This is a genomic window from Leucobacter aridicollis, assembly GCF_024399335.1.
Taxonomy (GTDB): Bacteria; Actinomycetota; Actinomycetes; order Actinomycetales; family Microbacteriaceae; genus Leucobacter; species Leucobacter aridicollis_A.
On the sequence record NZ_CP075339.1, the window covers coordinates 1,526,280 to 1,542,844 of the forward strand.

At 64.5% G+C, this 16,565-nt stretch carries 16 protein-coding genes; 15 read left to right on the plus strand and 1 reads right to left on the minus strand.

Translation table 11 applies throughout. From position 1 onward, the window contains the following. The first annotated feature begins 3 nt into the window (after positions 1 to 3). The 15 genes from KI794_RS06825 (at position 4) to KI794_RS06895 (ending at position 15,981) form a co-directional block, all read left to right on the plus strand. Positions 4 to 1,080 carry a UDP-N-acetylglucosamine--N-acetylmuramyl-(pentapeptide) pyrophosphoryl-undecaprenol N-acetylglucosamine transferase gene (locus KI794_RS06825; RefSeq protein WP_255809587.1) on the plus strand — a complete coding sequence of 359 codons (1,077 nt, stop codon included), beginning with the start codon at positions 4 to 6 and terminating at the stop codon, positions 1,078 to 1,080. Further along, the gene (locus KI794_RS06830) at positions 1,052 to 2,368 is read left to right on the plus strand and encodes an MFS transporter (protein ID WP_255809589.1); all 1,317 of its coding nucleotides are present in this window, start codon (positions 1,052 to 1,054) and stop codon (positions 2,366 to 2,368) included. The genes KI794_RS06825 and KI794_RS06830 overlap by 29 nt, the downstream gene beginning before the upstream one ends. Continuing rightward, a complete protein-coding gene (gene murC / locus KI794_RS06835) occupies positions 2,368 to 3,798 on the plus strand; it encodes a UDP-N-acetylmuramate--L-alanine ligase (protein WP_119279332.1) in 1,431 nt (476 codons plus the stop codon). Before KI794_RS06830 ends, murC begins: the two co-directional genes overlap by 1 nt. Further along, on the plus strand, positions 3,795 to 4,979 hold the full coding sequence (locus KI794_RS06840; RefSeq protein WP_255809590.1) for an FtsQ-type POTRA domain-containing protein: 1,185 nt from the start codon (positions 3,795 to 3,797) through the stop codon (positions 4,977 to 4,979). The genes murC and KI794_RS06840 overlap by 4 nt, the downstream gene beginning before the upstream one ends. Positions 4,980 to 5,111: 132 nt before the next feature. After that, a complete protein-coding gene (ftsZ, locus tag KI794_RS06845; RefSeq protein ID WP_119279336.1) occupies positions 5,112 to 6,311 on the plus strand; it encodes a cell division protein FtsZ in 1,200 nt (399 codons plus the stop codon). 8 nt (positions 6,312 to 6,319) lie between these two features. Next, positions 6,320 to 7,018, plus strand: coding sequence for a YggS family pyridoxal phosphate-dependent enzyme (locus KI794_RS06850; RefSeq protein ID WP_255809591.1), 699 nt, complete (start codon positions 6,320 to 6,322; stop codon positions 7,016 to 7,018). Between the two features lie 30 nt (positions 7,019 to 7,048). After that, complete coding sequence (locus tag KI794_RS06855; protein WP_119279338.1) at positions 7,049 to 7,534, plus strand: cell division protein SepF; 486 nt, start codon at positions 7,049 to 7,051, stop codon at positions 7,532 to 7,534. A 26-nt stretch (positions 7,535 to 7,560) separates the two neighbouring features. Continuing rightward, positions 7,561 to 7,830: a YggT family protein gene (locus tag KI794_RS06860; protein ID WP_255809592.1), complete on the plus strand. Its 270-nt coding sequence runs from the start codon at positions 7,561 to 7,563 to the stop codon at positions 7,828 to 7,830. A gap of 81 nt (positions 7,831 to 7,911) precedes the next feature. Beyond that, positions 7,912 to 8,559, plus strand: a complete 648-nt coding sequence (locus tag KI794_RS06865) for a DivIVA domain-containing protein (protein WP_119279342.1) — start codon at positions 7,912 to 7,914, stop codon at positions 8,557 to 8,559. A gap of 7 nt (positions 8,560 to 8,566) precedes the next feature. Beyond that, positions 8,567 to 9,235, plus strand: a complete 669-nt coding sequence (gene lspA, locus KI794_RS06870; RefSeq protein WP_255809593.1) for a signal peptidase II — start codon at positions 8,567 to 8,569, stop codon at positions 9,233 to 9,235. Continuing rightward, the gene (locus KI794_RS06875) at positions 9,222 to 10,139 is read left to right on the plus strand and encodes an RluA family pseudouridine synthase (RefSeq protein WP_119279345.1); all 918 of its coding nucleotides are present in this window, start codon (positions 9,222 to 9,224) and stop codon (positions 10,137 to 10,139) included. Before lspA ends, KI794_RS06875 begins: the two co-directional genes overlap by 14 nt. A gap of 180 nt (positions 10,140 to 10,319) precedes the next feature. Continuing rightward, entirely contained in the window at positions 10,320 to 13,820 is a 3,501-nt protein-coding gene (gene dnaE, locus KI794_RS06880) for a DNA polymerase III subunit alpha (protein ID WP_370647882.1), read from the plus strand. Continuing rightward, positions 13,820 to 14,662 carry an ammonia-dependent NAD(+) synthetase gene (gene nadE / locus KI794_RS06885; protein WP_119279349.1) on the plus strand — a complete coding sequence of 281 codons (843 nt, stop codon included), beginning with the start codon at positions 13,820 to 13,822 and terminating at the stop codon, positions 14,660 to 14,662. The genes dnaE and nadE overlap by 1 nt, the downstream gene beginning before the upstream one ends. Then, positions 14,659 to 15,183, plus strand: coding sequence for a peptide-methionine (S)-S-oxide reductase MsrA (gene msrA / locus KI794_RS06890; protein WP_119279351.1), 525 nt, complete (start codon positions 14,659 to 14,661; stop codon positions 15,181 to 15,183). The genes nadE and msrA overlap by 4 nt, the downstream gene beginning before the upstream one ends. Before the next feature lie 6 nt (positions 15,184 to 15,189). Then, positions 15,190 to 15,981 carry a Pr6Pr family membrane protein gene (locus KI794_RS06895; RefSeq protein WP_255809594.1) on the plus strand — a complete coding sequence of 264 codons (792 nt, stop codon included), beginning with the start codon at positions 15,190 to 15,192 and terminating at the stop codon, positions 15,979 to 15,981. On the opposite strand, the gene KI794_RS06900 is transcribed toward KI794_RS06895, so the two are convergent. Further along, the gene (locus KI794_RS06900; protein ID WP_119279355.1) at positions 15,943 to 16,482 is read right to left on the minus strand and encodes a single-stranded DNA-binding protein; all 540 of its coding nucleotides are present in this window, start codon (positions 16,480 to 16,482) and stop codon (positions 15,943 to 15,945) included. The genes KI794_RS06895 and KI794_RS06900 overlap by 39 nt on opposite strands. Positions 16,483 to 16,565: the final 83 nt, after the last annotated feature.

Below are 16,565 nucleotides of genomic sequence, written 5' to 3' on the forward strand. Positions count from 1 at the left end.
CCTATGACAACGTACCTCCTCGCTGGCGGCGGCACCGCCGGACACGTGAACCCGCTGCTCGCCCTCGCCGATCGGATTCGCGCGAGAGAGGCAGACGCAGAGATCGTTGTGCTCGGCACGAAGGAAGGCCTTGAGGCAAGGCTTGTGCCTGAGCGAGGGTACGAGCTGTCGACGATTGCGCGGCTGCCGTTCCCGCGCAGGCCAAACGGCTACGCACTGACCTTTCCAGCGAAGTATGTCGGCGCAATCCGCGAGGTTCGCGAGCTGATCCGGGATCGCGGCGTCGACGTCGTTGTCGGCTTCGGCGGGTACGCGTCCGCTCCCGCATACCGGGCCGCAGCGAAGGAGGGCATCCCCTCCGTGATTCACGAGGCGAACGCGAAGCCAGGGATGGCGAACAAGCTCGGCGCACGGTCGACCGAGTTCGTTGGAGTCACGTTCGCCGACACGCCGATCGCGCACGCTCGGGTCACAGGTATGCCGCTTCGGCCCGAGATCGAGGAGCTCGACCTTGCCGCGCTTCGTGGCGAGGCTCGCGCCCATTTCGGCTTCGATCCTGACAGGCCGACCCTCCTGGTGACCGGAGGCTCCCTCGGCGCCCGGGCGATTAATCGCGGTATTTCTGGCTCGGCCAAGGCGATCGTCGACGCCGGAGTGCAGGTGCTGCACGTGTGGGGTGGACTCACCGAGATTGAGGACCCGGAGGTCGCGGGCTACACGGTCATCGAGTACTGCGACCGCATGGATCTGGCCTTCGCGGCATGCGATCTCGCGATCTCGCGAGCCGGATCGACGACTGTAAGTGAGCTCTCGGGTCTCGGGGTCCCTGCCGTCTTCGTGCCGCTCAGCCACGGCAACGGCGAGCAACGAGCGAATGCGGCGGGCGTTGTTGCCGCAGGCGGGGCACTCATTGTTGACGACAGTGAGCTCACTCCCGAGTGGGTGACCAGCACGCTCCTGCCCCTCATCACAGACCGGGAGCGCCTCAGCGCGATGTCCGAGCGCGCACGGCGTGCAGGATCGCTCGACGGCACCGCCAGGCTCTACGACCTTGTCCGCGAAGCCCTTGCGGCAGGATAGCGCCGCACCCCGCATCACTCCGCGTTCGTGGGCGATGCTCGCGGTGATGGTGTTCGGGCAGGCGGCTACGACGGTCGTCACGGCAACGCCAGCGTTTCTTATTCCCTACCTGCATTCTGAGCAGGGCATGAGTCTCGCTGGCGCGGGGATGCTCGCCGGCGCACCTCACCTCGGACTCGTGCTCACGCTTATCGCGTGGGGCGCGCTCACCGACAGGTTCGGCGAGCGTAAGGTACTCATCACAGGCCTCGCGCTCACGACCCTCGCGGTTGCTGCCTCCATGCTTGCCCAGGGGTTCGTCTGGCTCGGGGTCGCGTTTGTTGCGAGCGGAGCAATGTCTGCGTGCATCAACAACGCGAGTGGCCGCTTGATCGCGGGCTGGTTCCCGGTTGAAAAGCGGGGCCTCGCGATGGGCATCCGCCAGACATGCCAGCCCGTGGGCATGGCGATCGCGGCGCTTGCGGTGCCCGCGGCGGCGAACGCCTGGGGCATCGTCGGGGCGCTTGCGTTTGGCGGCGTGCTGACCGCCGTGAGCTTGGTCGCGTGCGCGATCATTGTCGTCGACCCGCAGATTCCCGCGAAGACGCTCGCCCAGGTGAGTAGCAGCCCTTACCGTGAGTCTGGCACGTTGCTGCGGATCCATGCAGTCTCCGTGCTGCTCGTCATTCCACAGTTCGTGCTCTCGACCTTCGGGCTCGTCTGGTTCGTGATCGGCTTTGGGTGGAGCGAGCTGGCGGCCGGGGCGCTCGTCGCGGCAGCCCAGCTCATCGGGGCGGCCGGCCGAATCGTCGCGGGCGTCTGGAGCGATCACGCTGGGTCGCGTCTGCGACCGATCCGGATCATCGCGTTCGCGTGCGCCGCGCTACTGCTTGTCGCGGCTTGCTTTGGTTGGGCCGATATGGCGATTCCAGCCGCGGTCGTGTTTGTACTCGTGAGCTGCGTGAGCGTCGCCGACAATGGCCTTGCCTTCACCGCCGTCGCCGAGATCGCCGGGCCGCGCTGGTCGGGCCGCGCCCTCGGAGCACAGAACACCGGGCAGTTCCTCGCGTCGGGCCTGCTGCCGCCAGTGATCGGCGCGCTCATCGCCGCGCTTGGGGTACCCGCCGCGCTCGCGATCGTCGCCATCGCGCCGCTTGTCGCGGCCCCCATTGTGCCGTCGGAGGAGGACGCGCATGCCACAGCGACGCGTACGGCGAAGGCGGTACGCTTGAAGCCGCGCAAACGTGCAGCCGGACCCGGTTCGGCGCACGACGAGGCGCCCGCACGACAGCCTGAGGAGGCTCCCTGATGATCTATCCCGACACCCAGCTTGAGATCCCTGAGGACCTCGGCCGCGTGCACTTCGTCGGTATCGGTGGAGCCGGGATGAGCGCGATCGCACACATGATGAGCGCCGCGGGCGTTCAGGTGACTGGCTCCGATCGCGGCGCGAACTACAGCACTCAGGCGCTTGCTGACGCGGGCGTCAAGATCGCGGTCGGTCACGCCGCGGAGAACGTCGGGGACGCAGACACGCTCGTCGTCACCGGCGCGTTGTCGCCGGACAATCCCGAATACGTCGAAGCCCGCGAACGTGGGATCCCGGTGCTGCACCGCTCGCAGGCGCTGGCCTGGCTTGCCCGCTCGAAGCGGCTGGTCGCTGTCGCGGGTGCCCACGGCAAGACGACCTCGACAGGAATGCTCGCCACCGCACTTTTGGGGCTCGGCACGGACCCGTCGTTCGTGAACGGGAGCGTCATCGCGGGCATCGGCACCGCCTCCGCCGCGGGGGACGACGACCTGTTCGTGATCGAGGCAGACGAGAGCGACAAATCGTTTCTCATCTACGACACGCAGGTGGCGCTCGTGACCAACGTCGATCCCGAGCATCTTGATTTCTTTGGCTCGCGCGAGAACTTCATGGCCGCGTTCGTTGACTTCGCCAGGGGAGCGAGCGAGTTGCTCGTGATCTCGGCAGACGATCCTGGCGCGCTCGAGGTGCTCGCCGCGCTTCGCGCTGAGCGGGATGGCGAAACTCCAGCTCCGGTTCGCACTTTTGGGTTTGCGGACGGCGCAGACGTTCGGATCGTATCCGTGGACACCACTGATCGCGCAGTCCTCGAGCTTGAGATCGCCGGCGAACGATTCGCCGAGCAGCTCGGAGTGTTCGGGCGCTACAACGCCGTCAATGCCGCCGGCGTGGTCGCTGTGCTCACCGGGCTCGGATTCGATCCGGGAGCCGCGCTGCGTGCGGTTGCAGGTTTCACTGGGACGCACCGCCGGTTCGAGTCACACGGCGAGCCTGGCGGGGTACGCGTATACGACGACTACGCCCACCACCCGACAGAGGTCGCAGCGCTGCTTGACTCCGCTCGTTCGGTCGCCGGCGCGGGAAAGCTCATCGTCGTGCACCAGCCACACCTCTACAGTCGCACAAGGACGTTTTTCAAGGAGTTTGCGGAGGCGTTCTCGCTCGCGGACCACACGATCGTGCTTGAGATTGACCCCGTGCGTGAGGCGCCTGACCCCTCGACGACGGGTGCGCTCGTCACCGAGGCCTTCGCAGACCGCAACCGCGCCTCATACATCGACGACTGGGCCGCCGCAGTCGCGCGGGTCGTTGAGCTCACCGCCCCAGGGGATCTCGTGCTCGTCGTCGGTGCGGGCAACGTCTACAAGATCGTTCCGCAGCTTGTCGAAGCGCTGGGCGTGGCGGTCGGGGATTCGGGCCGCGAGTGAAGCGTCCTGATGGGTTTGATTCGGGGAGGCCGCAAGACCCTGAGCGGACAGCAGCCGACCTCCGCGCCGAGCGTGAAGCGCTCGCCCGCGAACCCGCTGCTCGCGAGCAGACCGCTCGCGAGCAGGCAGCGCGGGAGGCAGCTGAACGCGACGCCCAGAACCGTGCGGACGCTGCGCGCGAGCAGGAGGCGGCCGACACTGCCGCGCGCGCCGCGGAGCGCGCATGGATCGCAGAACGCACCCACGCAGTCGACTCGGTGACCGGCGTAGGGGGCGGCGCAGGCGATCCTGATCCGGCTGATGCCCAGGAGACACGTGACGTATCGGCTTCGCTTGATGTCGCTCGGCTTCGGAGCGCGCCGGACAGAGTCCGCGCGCTGTTGCCCAGGCGTGCAGTGAGCGAGGTTGACCCAGTCGTCGCCGCCGAGAAGCGGCTGCGCGCCGCAGAGCGGCAAAACAAGCGGCGCGTGAAGCGCGAGACGAAGCGCTTTACCGCTGAGTCGCGTCGGCGACGTCGGCGCGTGCTCATAGCGCTCGGGACAGTCGCGGCACTCGTGCTGTTTGTGCTCGTCGGCGCGTTTACCCCGATCATGTCTGTGCGCGATATCAAGGTCGAGGGTGCTGCAAGCGTGAACGTCGACGAAGTGGCCGAAGCGCTCACTGAGTTCAACGGGGTGCCCCTGGCGCTCGTGAACGAGAATGACGTGCTGCGCGCGCTCGAGCCCTTCCCGCTCATTCAACGCTATGCGATCGAGCGCGTGCCACCGAGCACGCTTATCGTGCGGATTGAGGAGCGGGTGCCTGTCATCGCGATCGCAGAGGGGGACTCGCTTCGCCTGTACGACGCCGCTGGGGTCGTGCTTGGCGACGTTGCGGAGCGGCCCGAGGGGGTGCCGCTCGGCAGCGCTGGCATGCGCAACACGTCGTCAAAGGGGTTCCAGGCCGCCTCGCGCGTGGTGCGTGACATGCCTGCCGCGCTCCGCGCGCAGCTCGCTGAAGTGAGTTCGACGAGTGGGCAGGACGTGACGTTTACGCTGGCGAGCGGCGTCGAGGTGTTCTGGGGAAACACCGAGGAGACGAAGCGGAAGTCGCTCGTCCTCGAGACGATGCTGAAGTCGCTCGGCGATCGCGCGGTCAGTCATATTGACGTCTCGTCGACCGAGTCGCCCATCTTCAAATAGATTCGCGGCGTGTCGAAGGCGCGGGGTGGGCGCTGAGCCATACCGTTGACACGAAAGCGTATACGGCAATACTAACTTTGAAGTTCAAGTAGAACTTTAATGTTGCTCGTACTTGAAGGTTGAGGGGACCAGGTGGCCATGAACCAGAACTACCTCGCGGTGATCAAAGTCGTCGGAGTCGGCGGCGGCGGTGTCAATGCAGTGAACCGCATGATCGAGCTCGGGCTCCGCGGCGTCGAGTTCATTGCAGTGAACACCGATGCGCAGGCCCTGCTCCTCAGCGATGCTGACGTAAAGCTCGACGTTGGCCGCGAGCTCACTCGCGGGCTCGGCGCAGGCGCCGACCCCGAGGTTGGCCGGCGTGCAGCCGAGGACCACGCTGAGGAGATCGAGGAGGCGCTGGCTGGCGCCGACATGGTCTTCGTGACGGCTGGCGAGGGTGGTGGCACGGGCACTGGAGCGGCGCCAGTCGTTGCGCGCATCGCAAAGTCGATCGGCGCGCTCACAATTGGCGTTGTGACCCGCCCGTTCAGCTTCGAGGGCAAGCGCCGTGCCGCGCAGGCCGATGCTGGCGTCAATACCCTGCGCGAGGCCGTCGACACCCTCATCGTCGTGCCGAACGACCGCCTCCTCGAGATCAGCGAGCCGGGCATCAGCATGATCGACGCGTTCGCCGCGGCCGACCAGGTTCTGCTCGCAGGTGTCCAGGGCATCACTGACCTCATCACCACGCCCGGCCTCATCAACCTCGACTTCGCCGACGTGAAGTCGGTCATGCAGGGTGCCGGCTCGGCGCTCATGGGTATCGGCTCGGCCCGCGGTGCAGACCGTGCGATCAAGGCTGCCGAGCTCGCTGTCGCCTCGCCGTTGCTCGAAGCGTCGATCGAGGGCGCGCACGGCGTGCTCTTCTCGATCCAGGGCTCCTCGAACCTCGCGCTCAGTGAGATCACCGAGGCGTCGACGCTCGTGCAGGACGTCGTGCACCCGGAGGCCAACATCATCTTCGGAACGGTCATCGATGAGACTCTCGGAGACGAGGTCCGCGTGACTGTCATCGCCGCAGGCTTCGATGAGGAGCCCGCAGGGCAGACTCGCGGCGCCTCGGCGGATCGCGGCCGTCGCGCCGGACATGTTGAGAGCATCGAGGAAGCCTCGGCGGTCAGCGCCGCGCTTGCGGGCACCGGCGCACGTTCGGCGACGACCGAAGTCACCGAAGAGACAGGCGAGTTCGGGGGAGCGCTGCAGCACCCGCCCGTTGAGGAGCAGCTGCGCGATCCCGCGTTTGACGGTGACGATGACGACGATCTCGACATCCCAGCCTTCCTGCGATAGGCGAACACGTGAGCGTCACTGAGGCGTCGAGTACGTACGAGGGGCTCGCCGAGCGCCTGCACGCCGTGCAGGACGGGATCGCTGAGGCCTGCCGGGCAGCGGGGCGTGATGCGTCGGAGACGACGCTGATTGTCGTCACGAAGTTTCACCCCGCGAGTCTCGTCGAGGCGCTTTCAGCGCTTGGCGTCCGAGACGTCGGCGAGAACCGACACCAGGAAGCTCAAGAAAAATCAGCGCAGCTCGCGGATCTCGACCTGAACTGGCATTACATTGGGCAGTTGCAGACTAAGAAGGCGCGGCAGGCGGCCCAGTACGCCTCCGCGATTCACTCGATCGACCGCGCACGGCTCGTCGATGCGCTGTCGAGTGTCGACCGAGCGCTCGATGTCTTCCTGCAGATCAACCTCACTGACGACCCTGGCCGCGGAGGCGCCGCCCCGAGCGACATCGAGTCACTGACCGAACACATTCTCGCGACAGACTCCCTCGTGCTCCGCGGAGTGATGGCTGTCGCGCCACTCGAGGAGCCGGCGCCACGGGCGTTCGAGCGCCTCGCCGGATACTCAGACAGAGTGCGCGCCCTCGCGCCGGCAGCGACGGCGATCTCGGCGGGAATGACTCACGACTACGCCGAGGCGATCGCGGCCGGGGCGACACACCTGCGAATCGGCAGCGCAATCACAGGAAACCGGCCGGATGCCCGGTAGTCTCAAGGCAAACAATCGTTGGGAGAACAGATGAGTAACCCGTTGAAGAAGACAATGGTGTTCCTCGGACTTGCCGAGGAGGGCCTCGAAGAGGAGCCTGTCGCCCAGGCCGCGCCCGAGCGCGACCCAGCTCCCTCGGCTCAGGCCGCAGCGAAGCCCGCTCAGACGCCGCGCCCGGCAGTGGCGCCGCTTCGCCGGGTTACCCCTGTTCGCAATCAAGCACCTCAGGCAATGAACGAGATCTTTACTGTCCACCCGACCGCCTACCGTGACGCTCAGGTCATCGCCGAGAGCTTCCGTGACGGCATCCCCGTCATTATGAACCTCTCGCGCATGAGCGACGATGAGGCCAAGCGTCTCATCGATTTCTCGAGCGGCCTCACGCTCGGCTTGAACGGTCGGATCGAACGCGTGACGAGCAAAGTCTTCCTGCTGACCCCTGAGCACATCGAGGTCGGTAGCGACGAGCCCGCGAGCGAAGCCGACGGTTCATTCTTCGTGGCTCCCACCGCATAGTGGAGATCCTCTATATCTTCACCACCGTGGTGCGTATCGCACTGCGGCTGTTCGTTTTGCTGCTTTGGGCCCGCTTCATCCTTGACTGGGTGACTGTACTCGCCCGAGGATTCCGCCCGAAAGGGATTCTCGCGATCATCGTCGAAGCCGTCTATATGATCACTGATCCGCCGATTCGCATGTTCCGCAAGATCCTCCCGCCTATCCGACTCGGCCAGGTCGCCCTCGATCTCGGCTGGTTCTTGACAATGTTCGCCTGCATCATTTTGCTCAGGATTATCCCTGGCTGGGTGTAAACCCCGTAAGCTCAATGAGAGTTTGTTAGCGTTGATGTGTAGATCGCGCGAGCGATCCAACCCACAGAAAGAGATTTAACGATGGCCCTAACTCCTGAAGACGTTGTGAATCAGAAGTTCACGATCACGAAGTTCCGTGATGGCTACGATCTCGATCAGGTCGATGACTTCCTCGACACGGTCGTTGAAGAGATCCGTCAGCGCGACGCAGAAAAGCAGGAGCTTGAGGCGAAGATCGCCGAGCTCACCGCTCAGCTCGAGGAGCGCGGCCCCGTTGCCGCCGACGAGACGATCGTCGTTGAGGCCCCTGTCGCCGTTGCGCCCGCACCTGAGGTCGTCGAGGCCGCACCTGCGGCCGACGGTGCGCAGCGCCCCGACGCGATCAAGTCGAGCGCGATGCTGCAGATGGCACTCGAGCTGCACGACAAGTACGTCAGCGAGGGCGAGACCACCCGCGACGAGCTCATCAACGCCGCGCAGACCAAGAGCACTCAGATGGTAGACGACGCAGAGCGCACCGCACGCGAACTCGTCGAGGAAGCGCAGAAGCGCCGCACCGACGAACTTCGCGCGCACAGCGACGAGATGGAGAAGCTCAACCAGGTCGTCGCAGAGCTCCGCGGCTTCGAGAGCGAGTACCGCTCCACGCTGCGCTCGTACATCCAGTCGCAGCTTCGTGACCTTGACAGCTCGCCCGAGCCGCTCGTGAGGCCTGAGGGCCTCGAATAAATCGAGGGTGAAGACAACAACTTCAGCCGCAGCGGCACCAAGAACCCTTCGCCGGGTATTGGTGCCGCTGTTGCTCGGTGCAGTAGCGGCGACGGTCCTTGTCACCGACCAGCTCGTGAAGAACTGGGTCGTCGCGACCCTGCCCGAAGGGGAGACCGTCCCGGTCTTGGGAGGCTTCCTGCAGTGGCACTTCGTGCGCAACCCGGGGGCGGCGTTTTCGATTGCGAGCGGGCAGACATGGATCTTCACGATCCTCTCCGTGATCGTCGTCGGGGTCATCATTTGGCAGATTCGCCGACTGCGGTCGGTGCCGTGGGCGCTGTTCCTCGGACTGCTGCTCGGCGGTGTGCTCGGAAACCTCACTGACAGGCTCACTCGCGAGCCAGGCTTTCCCGAGGGTCACGTCATTGACTTCATCCTCACGCCGTGGATGATGCCAGCAATCTACAACATTGCCGATATCGGCATCGTCAGCGGCATGATCCTGTTCGTGCTCATCACCATTTTCGGGCTCTCGATCGAGGGCGGACGAGAGAAGCGTGGCGATGATGCGGAGTCAGATGCCGAAGCCGTGACTGGTGCTGAAGCAGAGGCAGGTGCTGAAGCAGAGACAGTACCAGCGGCCGACGCCGAGACAGGCGTCGCTGACGAGAGGTCAGAGGGTGGAACACCGTAGTCTGCCAGTGCCCGACGGGCTCGCCGGCGAACGTGCTGATGCGGCTCTGGCGAAGCTTCTTGGGTTCTCCAGAAGCTTCGCGCAGGAGGTCATCGCGGCCGGGGGCGTCTCCCTCGATGGAGAGACGATTCCAAAGTCCGCGCGGCTGAGCGCCGGAGCCCTGCTCGAAGTGAGCTGGACGGAGAAGGCGGAGCCCACTGTGGTGCCAGTCGACCTTCCCGAGCTCGGCATCGTGTACGACGACGAAGACCTCGTCGTCATTGATAAGCCAGCGGGCGTGGCAGCCCACCCGTCGCTCGGGTGGACAGGGCCGACGGTGCTCGGCGCGCTTGCTGGCGCCGGGTATCGCATCGCCACCTCCGGCCCGCCCGAACGCCAAGGAATCGTGCATAGGCTCGATGCTGGCACGAGCGGACTCATGGCCGTCGCGAAGAGCGAGCGCGCCTACAGCCTGCTCAAGCGTGCGTTCCGCGACCGGGAGGTGCGCAAGATCTATCACGCGGTCGTGCAGGGCCATCCCGATCCGTTCTCAGGAACTATCGAGGGCTCGATCGGCAGGCACCCGGGCCACGAATGGAAGTTCGCGGTGACGAGCGACGGCAAGCCTTCGATCACGCACTACGAGACTGTTGAGGCTTACCCGTTCGCAACCCTGCTCGAGATCGAGCTCGAGACCGGACGTACGCACCAGATCCGCGTCCACATGTCTGCGCAGCGCCACCCATGTGTTGGCGACACGATGTACGGTGCCGACCCCGTGCTCTCCGAACGGCTTGGGCTCACTCGCCAGTGGCTCCATGCGATGCGGCTCGGCTTCAGGCACCCGGGCACGGGGGAGCCTGTTGAGTTCGAGTCGACGTACCCCGCCGACTTGCAGCACGCGATCGACGTGCTCGACGCGTAACCCATGCTCCAGAGCCGTTCCGGGCGGCGCGCGCGGGCAGCTTCGCTCCGAGTGAGCCTGTCGGCGACTCTGGGCGTCCGCCCACGCTCGACGCGGTACCCTTGAACTGTCTTCGAAAGGGGCTCTTGAGTGTCGGATTCTGACGGTTTCGTTCATCTCCACGTGCACAGCGAGTACTCGATGCTCGACGGTGCTGCGCGCGTGAAGCCACTCATGCAGGCTGTCGCGGACCAGGGAATGCCTGCTGTCGCGATGACCGACCACGGCAACACGTTCGGCGCGTTCGACTTCTGGAGCTCTGCGAAGGATGCCGGGGTGAAGCCCATCATCGGAATCGAGGCTTACCTCACCCCGGGCACGCATCGTACTGATCGCACGCGGGTGCGCTGGGGTGACGGTGGCGGCGATGACGTCTCTGGTGGCGGCGCGTACACCCACATGACAATGCTCTCCGAGACGACTGAGGGCATGCACAACCTGTTCAGGCTATCGAGCTATTCGTCGCTCGAGGGATATTACTTCAAGCCCCGTATGGACAGGGAGCTCCTGCAGACGTACTCCAAGGGGCTTATCGCGACGACTGGGTGCCCCTCGGGCGAGATCCATACTCGTCTGCGCCTCGGGCAGTACAACGAGGCGCGCCAGGCGGCAGCCGAGTTCCAAGACATCTTCGGCAAAGACAACTTCTTCTGCGAGATCATGGATCACGGGCTTGAGATCGAGCGCCGGGTGCAGAAGGATCTGCTCGCGATCGCTCGCGATCTCGGCATTCCCCTGCTCGCGACGAACGACCTGCACTACGTCCATGAGAAGGACGCTGAGGCGCACTCGGCGCTGCTGTGCGTGCAGTCGGGGTCGCGACTTGACGACCCGAACCGGTTCCAGTTCAGCGGCTCAGGCTACTACCTGAAGAGCGCGGCCGAAATGCGGCACATCTTCCGCGAGCTGCCCGAGGCCTGTGACAACACCCTGCGCATCGCTGAGCGCTGCGAGGTTGAGTTCAACACCTCGGCCAACTACATGCCGCGATACCCGGTGCCCGACGGGGAGAGCGAGGACAGCTGGTTCGTCAAGGAGGTCGAGAAGGGCCTCCACTACCGCTACCCGAGCGGCATCCCGGATGCGGTTCGAAAGCAAGCCGAGTACGAGATCGGCGTCATCATTCAGATGGGCTTCCCCGGATACTTCCTCGTCGTCGCCGACTTCATCAACTGGGCGAAGGAGAACGGGATTCGGGTGGGCCCCGGCCGTGGCTCGGGCGCTGGCTCAATGGTCGCGTACGCGATGAGGATCACCGACCTCGACCCGCTGCAGCACGGCCTCATCTTCGAGCGCTTTCTCAACCCAGATCGCGTCTCCATGCCCGACTTCGACGTTGACTTCGATGATCGTCGCCGCGGCGAGGTCATCAAGTACGTGACCGAGAAATACGGTGACGAGCGCGTCGCGCAGATTGTGACCTACGGAACGATCAAGTCGAAGCAGGCGCTGAAGGACGCCTCGCGCGTGCTCGGTTTCCCGTTTGGCATGGGCGAGAAGCTCACCAAGGCGATGCCGCCGGCAGTCATGGCGAAGGATATCCCGCTTTCTGGCATTACCGATTCGGAGCACCCTCGGTACAAGGAGGCCGCCGAGTTCCGCGCCGTGCTGCAGGAAGACCCCGATGCCAAGCGCGTCTACGAGACCGCGCTTGGTCTCGAGGGGTTGAAGCGGCAGTGGGGCGTGCACGCAGCTGGAGTGATCATGTCGAGCGATCCGCTCATCGACATTATTCCGCTGCAAAAGCGTGAGCAAGACGGTCAGATTGTTACGCAGTTCGACTACCCGACGTGTGAGGGCCTCGGCCTCATCAAGATGGACTTTCTGGGGCTTCGAAATCTCACGATCATCTCCGACGCGCTTGAGAACGTCAGGCTGAACCGTGGGGTCGAGCTCGACCTTGAGCGCCTCGAGCTCGACGACGCGCCCTCGTACGAACTGCTTGCGCGCGGCGACACGCTGGGCGTCTTCCAGCTCGATGGCGGCCCCATGCGCGGCCTGCTTCGCCTGATGAAGCCTGACAACTTCGAAGACATTTCGGCCGTGCTCGCACTCTACCGGCCCGGCCCGATGGGCGCCGACTCGCACACGAACTACGCACTCAGAAAGAACGGGCTGCAGCCAATCACCCCGATCCACCCTGAGCTCGAGGAACCGTTGAAAGACGTGCTTGACACGACATTCGGCCTCATCATCTACCAGGAGCAGGTGATGTCGATCGCGCAGAAGGTGGCGGGCTTCTCCCTGGGCCAGGCAGATATTCTGCGGCGGGCGATGGGCAAGAAGAAGAAGTCTGAGCTCGACAAGCAGTATGAGGGCTTCGCTGCCGGCATGCACGAGCGTGGCTTTAGCGACGCCGCGGTGAAGGCGTTGTGGGACATCCTGCTGCCGTTCTCGGATTACGCGTTCAACAAGGCTCACTCTGCAGCATACGGTGTGGTGAGCTACTGGACCGCTTACCTGAAAGCGCACTACCCGGCCGAGTACATGGCAGCGCTGCTGACGAGCGTTGGCGATTCAAAGGACAAGCTCGCGATCTACCTCAACGAGTGCCGCAGGATGGGCATCAACGTGCTTCCGCCAGCTGTGAATGAGTCGTTCGCGAACTTCTCGGCCGTCGGCGACGACATCAGGTTTGGACTGGGAGCAATTCGCAACGTCGGCACGAACGTCGTCGAAGCCGTCCGGGAGGCGCGCGAGAAGAAGGGCAACTTCGAGTCGTTCCACGACTACCTCAAGAAAGTCGCGCTGCCCGCGCTGAACAAGCGCACGATCGAGTCTCTCATCAAGGCTGGCGCGTTCGATGGACTCGGCGGTACGCGTCGCGCGCTCCTCGAGATTCACGAGGGCGCGGTTGAAGGCGCGGTGAAGGAGAAGCGGGCCGAGGAGAACGGTGACGTCGGGTTCGACTTTGACAGCCTCTTCGCGGAGGCCGCCGAGGCCACCGGGGCGGGCTCGGAGACGGTGTCGCTCGTTCCCGAACGGCCGGAGTGGAACAAGAAGGACAAACTCGCGTTCGAGCGTGAGATGCTTGGCCTGTACGTGTCTGACCACCCGCTTCGCGGCCTCGAGACGACGCTCGCGAAAGAGGCGTCGGCGACTGTCGAGCAGGTGACGAATCCTGATGCGAACTTTGATGGCGAGACCGTCGTGCTTGCTGGGCTCCTCACGAGCGTGCAGCACCGCACAGCGAAGTCGGGAAACCTCTACGGCATGGCGACTATCGAGGACTTCACGGGTGAAATCCAGGCGCTCTTCATGGGCAAGTCGTACCAGGAGTTCGGGCCGATGCTGCAGCCAGACTCGATTGTCGCGCTCAGGGGCAAACTCAACGCGCGAGATGATGGAATGTCGATGCACGCGTATGGCGTGCGCGGAATTGACGCGTCGGTCCAAGACGAGGCAGGGACGCTTGCGCTCACGTTGACGGAGGCGCGGGCGACCGAGCCGCTGATGGAAGAACTTCAGTCGACGCTGAAGCGGCATCCTGGCGATTCAGAGATTAGGCTAAACCTCATCACGCCACACGCTGTGCGCGTGTTTGAACTCCGAGAACGGGTGAGAATCTCTTCCGACCTGTTCGGTGAGCTCAAGGGGTTGCTGGGGCCGCGCTGTCTCATGGACGTAGAGGAGCTTGTGTAGTGAACGAACTACAACACCGGATCATTCGCGAGCTCGGCTCGCTGCCCGAGATCGATGTCGCGGGTGAGATCGAGCGGCGGATCGCGTTTCTCGCGGACTATGCCGCGGCGATCCCCGGCGTCCGCGGGTTCGTGCTTGGTATCTCCGGGGGGCAGGACTCGTCGCTTGCTGGCAGGCTCGCACAGCTCGCTGTCGAGCGCCTTCGCGACGCTGGGTCGCCAGCCGAGTTTTGGGCGATGCGTCTCCCGTATGGTGTGCAGCACGACGAGGAAGACGCGCAGCTCGCGCTTTCATTTATTCGGCCCGACCACGCCGTCACAGTGAACATCGCCGACTCGGTTGACGGCATGGTGTCGGCGCTGACGGCAGCGACGGGCGAACCCGTAAGCGATTTCAACAAGGGAAACGTGAAGGCCAGGGCCCGGATGGTCGCACAGTACGGCCTCGCTGGCGACCGCGGGCTCATCGTGATTGGTTCGGATCATGCAGCAGAGGCGATTACTGGGTTCTTCACGAAGTTTGGTGACGGTGCCGCCGACGTGATTCCGTTGCAGGGTCTCACGAAGAGCCAGGGCGCAGAGATGCTGCGCGCCCTCGACGCGCCTTCCCGGCTGTGGGAGAAGGTGCCGACGGCTGACTTGCTCGACGGCAAGCCCGGCGAGACCGATGAGTCGAGTCTTGGCGTCACCTACCCCGAAATCGACGCGTACCTGCGGGGTGAAGAGGTGTCTGACGAAGCGCGCGCGAACCTCGAACGTCGGTTCCTCGCGACTGACCACAAGCGGCGAGTGCCGGTTGGACCAAACGACGCATGGTGGCGCGGTGAAGGAGAACTCGCATGACAACGACCTATGTGCTGGGTGGCGGTTGCTACTGGTGCCTTGACGCTGCCTACCGGGCCCTGCGCGGCGTGAGCGCCGTACGCTCCGGGTTCGCTGGCGGCGAGACTCCGAGCCCGACGTATGAGGCTGTGTGCACTGGGCGCACCGGGCACGCAGAGGTCGTCGAGGTTGAGTTCGATGAAAACGTATTGCCGCCGAGCGTTGTGCTCGATGCGTTCTTCACGATGCACGACCCGAGGCAGCTCAACCGTCAGGGCAACGACGTCGGCACGCAGTATCGCTCGGCTATGTTCTACGCTGACGACGCGCAGCGCGAGCAGTTTGAGGCCGCGCGCGAACGTGCAAACGAGGCGTGGGGCGGGGGAGTCGTCACCGAGATTGCTCCCCTGGACGCCGTGTACCCAGGGCCTGAAGAGCACCAGGACTTCTTCGCGAAGAACCCGACTCAGGGCTACTGCCTCGCGGTAGCCGTGCCGAAGGTGAACAAGATTCGCGCGGGCTTCGCTGAGTACCTCGTCTAGCCGCTGATGACAGAGAATGGAGCCGCTCGCACTGAGGCGACGGCGGCTGGCGCGCCAGTTCAGAATGGAATCATGCAGCAGGGCGCACTCGCGCTGCGCCCAGTTGCCTTCGCGTTCAGGGCCGTCTCGTTGGTGCTCATCGCGGTTGGAATCGTGCGGATCACAGGCATTTTCGGACCTGACCCGAGCCTGTCAGCGTTCACGTTTTACACGGTGCTCAGCAACGTGCTCTGCTTGGGCTGGATGCTCGTGCTCGTCGTTGCGACGAGCCGAGACCTGGTACTGCGCGGCCCGCACGGAGTCTCGTCGCCGTCCGCCTCCTGGAGCGCCGCGATCATGATGGCGATCACCATCACGATGCTCGTCTACCTTGTCGTGCTCGTTCCGACCTCGTTTGTGCAGGGCAGCGATTACGTCCCGTTCTCGCTGACTGACAACCTGATTCACATCGTCACGCCGTGCCTGTTGATCGTCGACTGGCTGCTCTTTGTGCCGAAGGGTGCGCTGCGCCGCGCCGATCCTGTGCGATGGCTCGGGTTTCCACTCGTGTACCTCGTGTTCGCCTTCATTTACGGTGGCCTCGGGGGAGAGTTTTCGCCCGGCCAACGGTACCCGTACCCGTTCTTGAACGTTGAGGCACACGGGGTCGGCGGCGTCGCGCTGTGGGTCGTCGGTCTCGGCATTGCGCTTACTGCCGTCGGCTACCTCTACTTCTGGCTTGACAGGGCACTCGCTGGCCGCGTGCGGAACTCTGATGCCTCACGCCGAAGCGAGCTGGGGAGTGAATCCGTCGGATGACCTGGCGACGTCTGGCGACCCGGCGTCGTCAGAGCCACCGCGGTCGGCGTCCACACGCGAGCGTTCTGGGGGAGTCGGGTCAGCGCTCGCCTCGCGGGAATCCTCAGTTGGCGTCGCCGCGGGTGTCTGATTGGCGCCCTCGACGCCGTTTGCTTTGAGGAATCCAGAGACCCCGAACCGCACGTCGTGCCCGACTCCCTCGGCGTCGACCTCGACTGCCGTGCCCCGCTTGCCCTCGTTCTCCCAGTCGCGCAGTCTGAGCCTGCCCGCGACGACAATCCGGTCGCCTTTCTTGAACGATTGTTTCGCGTGGCGCGCGAGTCCGCGGAAGGTGTTGATCGTGAACCAGTTTGTTTCACCATCTGACCACTCTTTCGTTTCCGCGTCGAACCTCCTGTCAGAGCTTGCGAGGCGAAACGTGCAGAACTCCGCCCCGCCGGCGGGCGTGAAGAGCTTCGGTTCTGTCGCGATCTGTCCGATGATGCTGATGTGCTGGGCCATGATGGCTCCTTTTCTCTCACTGCTGGTGTCGGTGGGCGACGCCTCCGTCAGGCGTCGGTTGCGTCCGGGTGTCGCGGACGGGT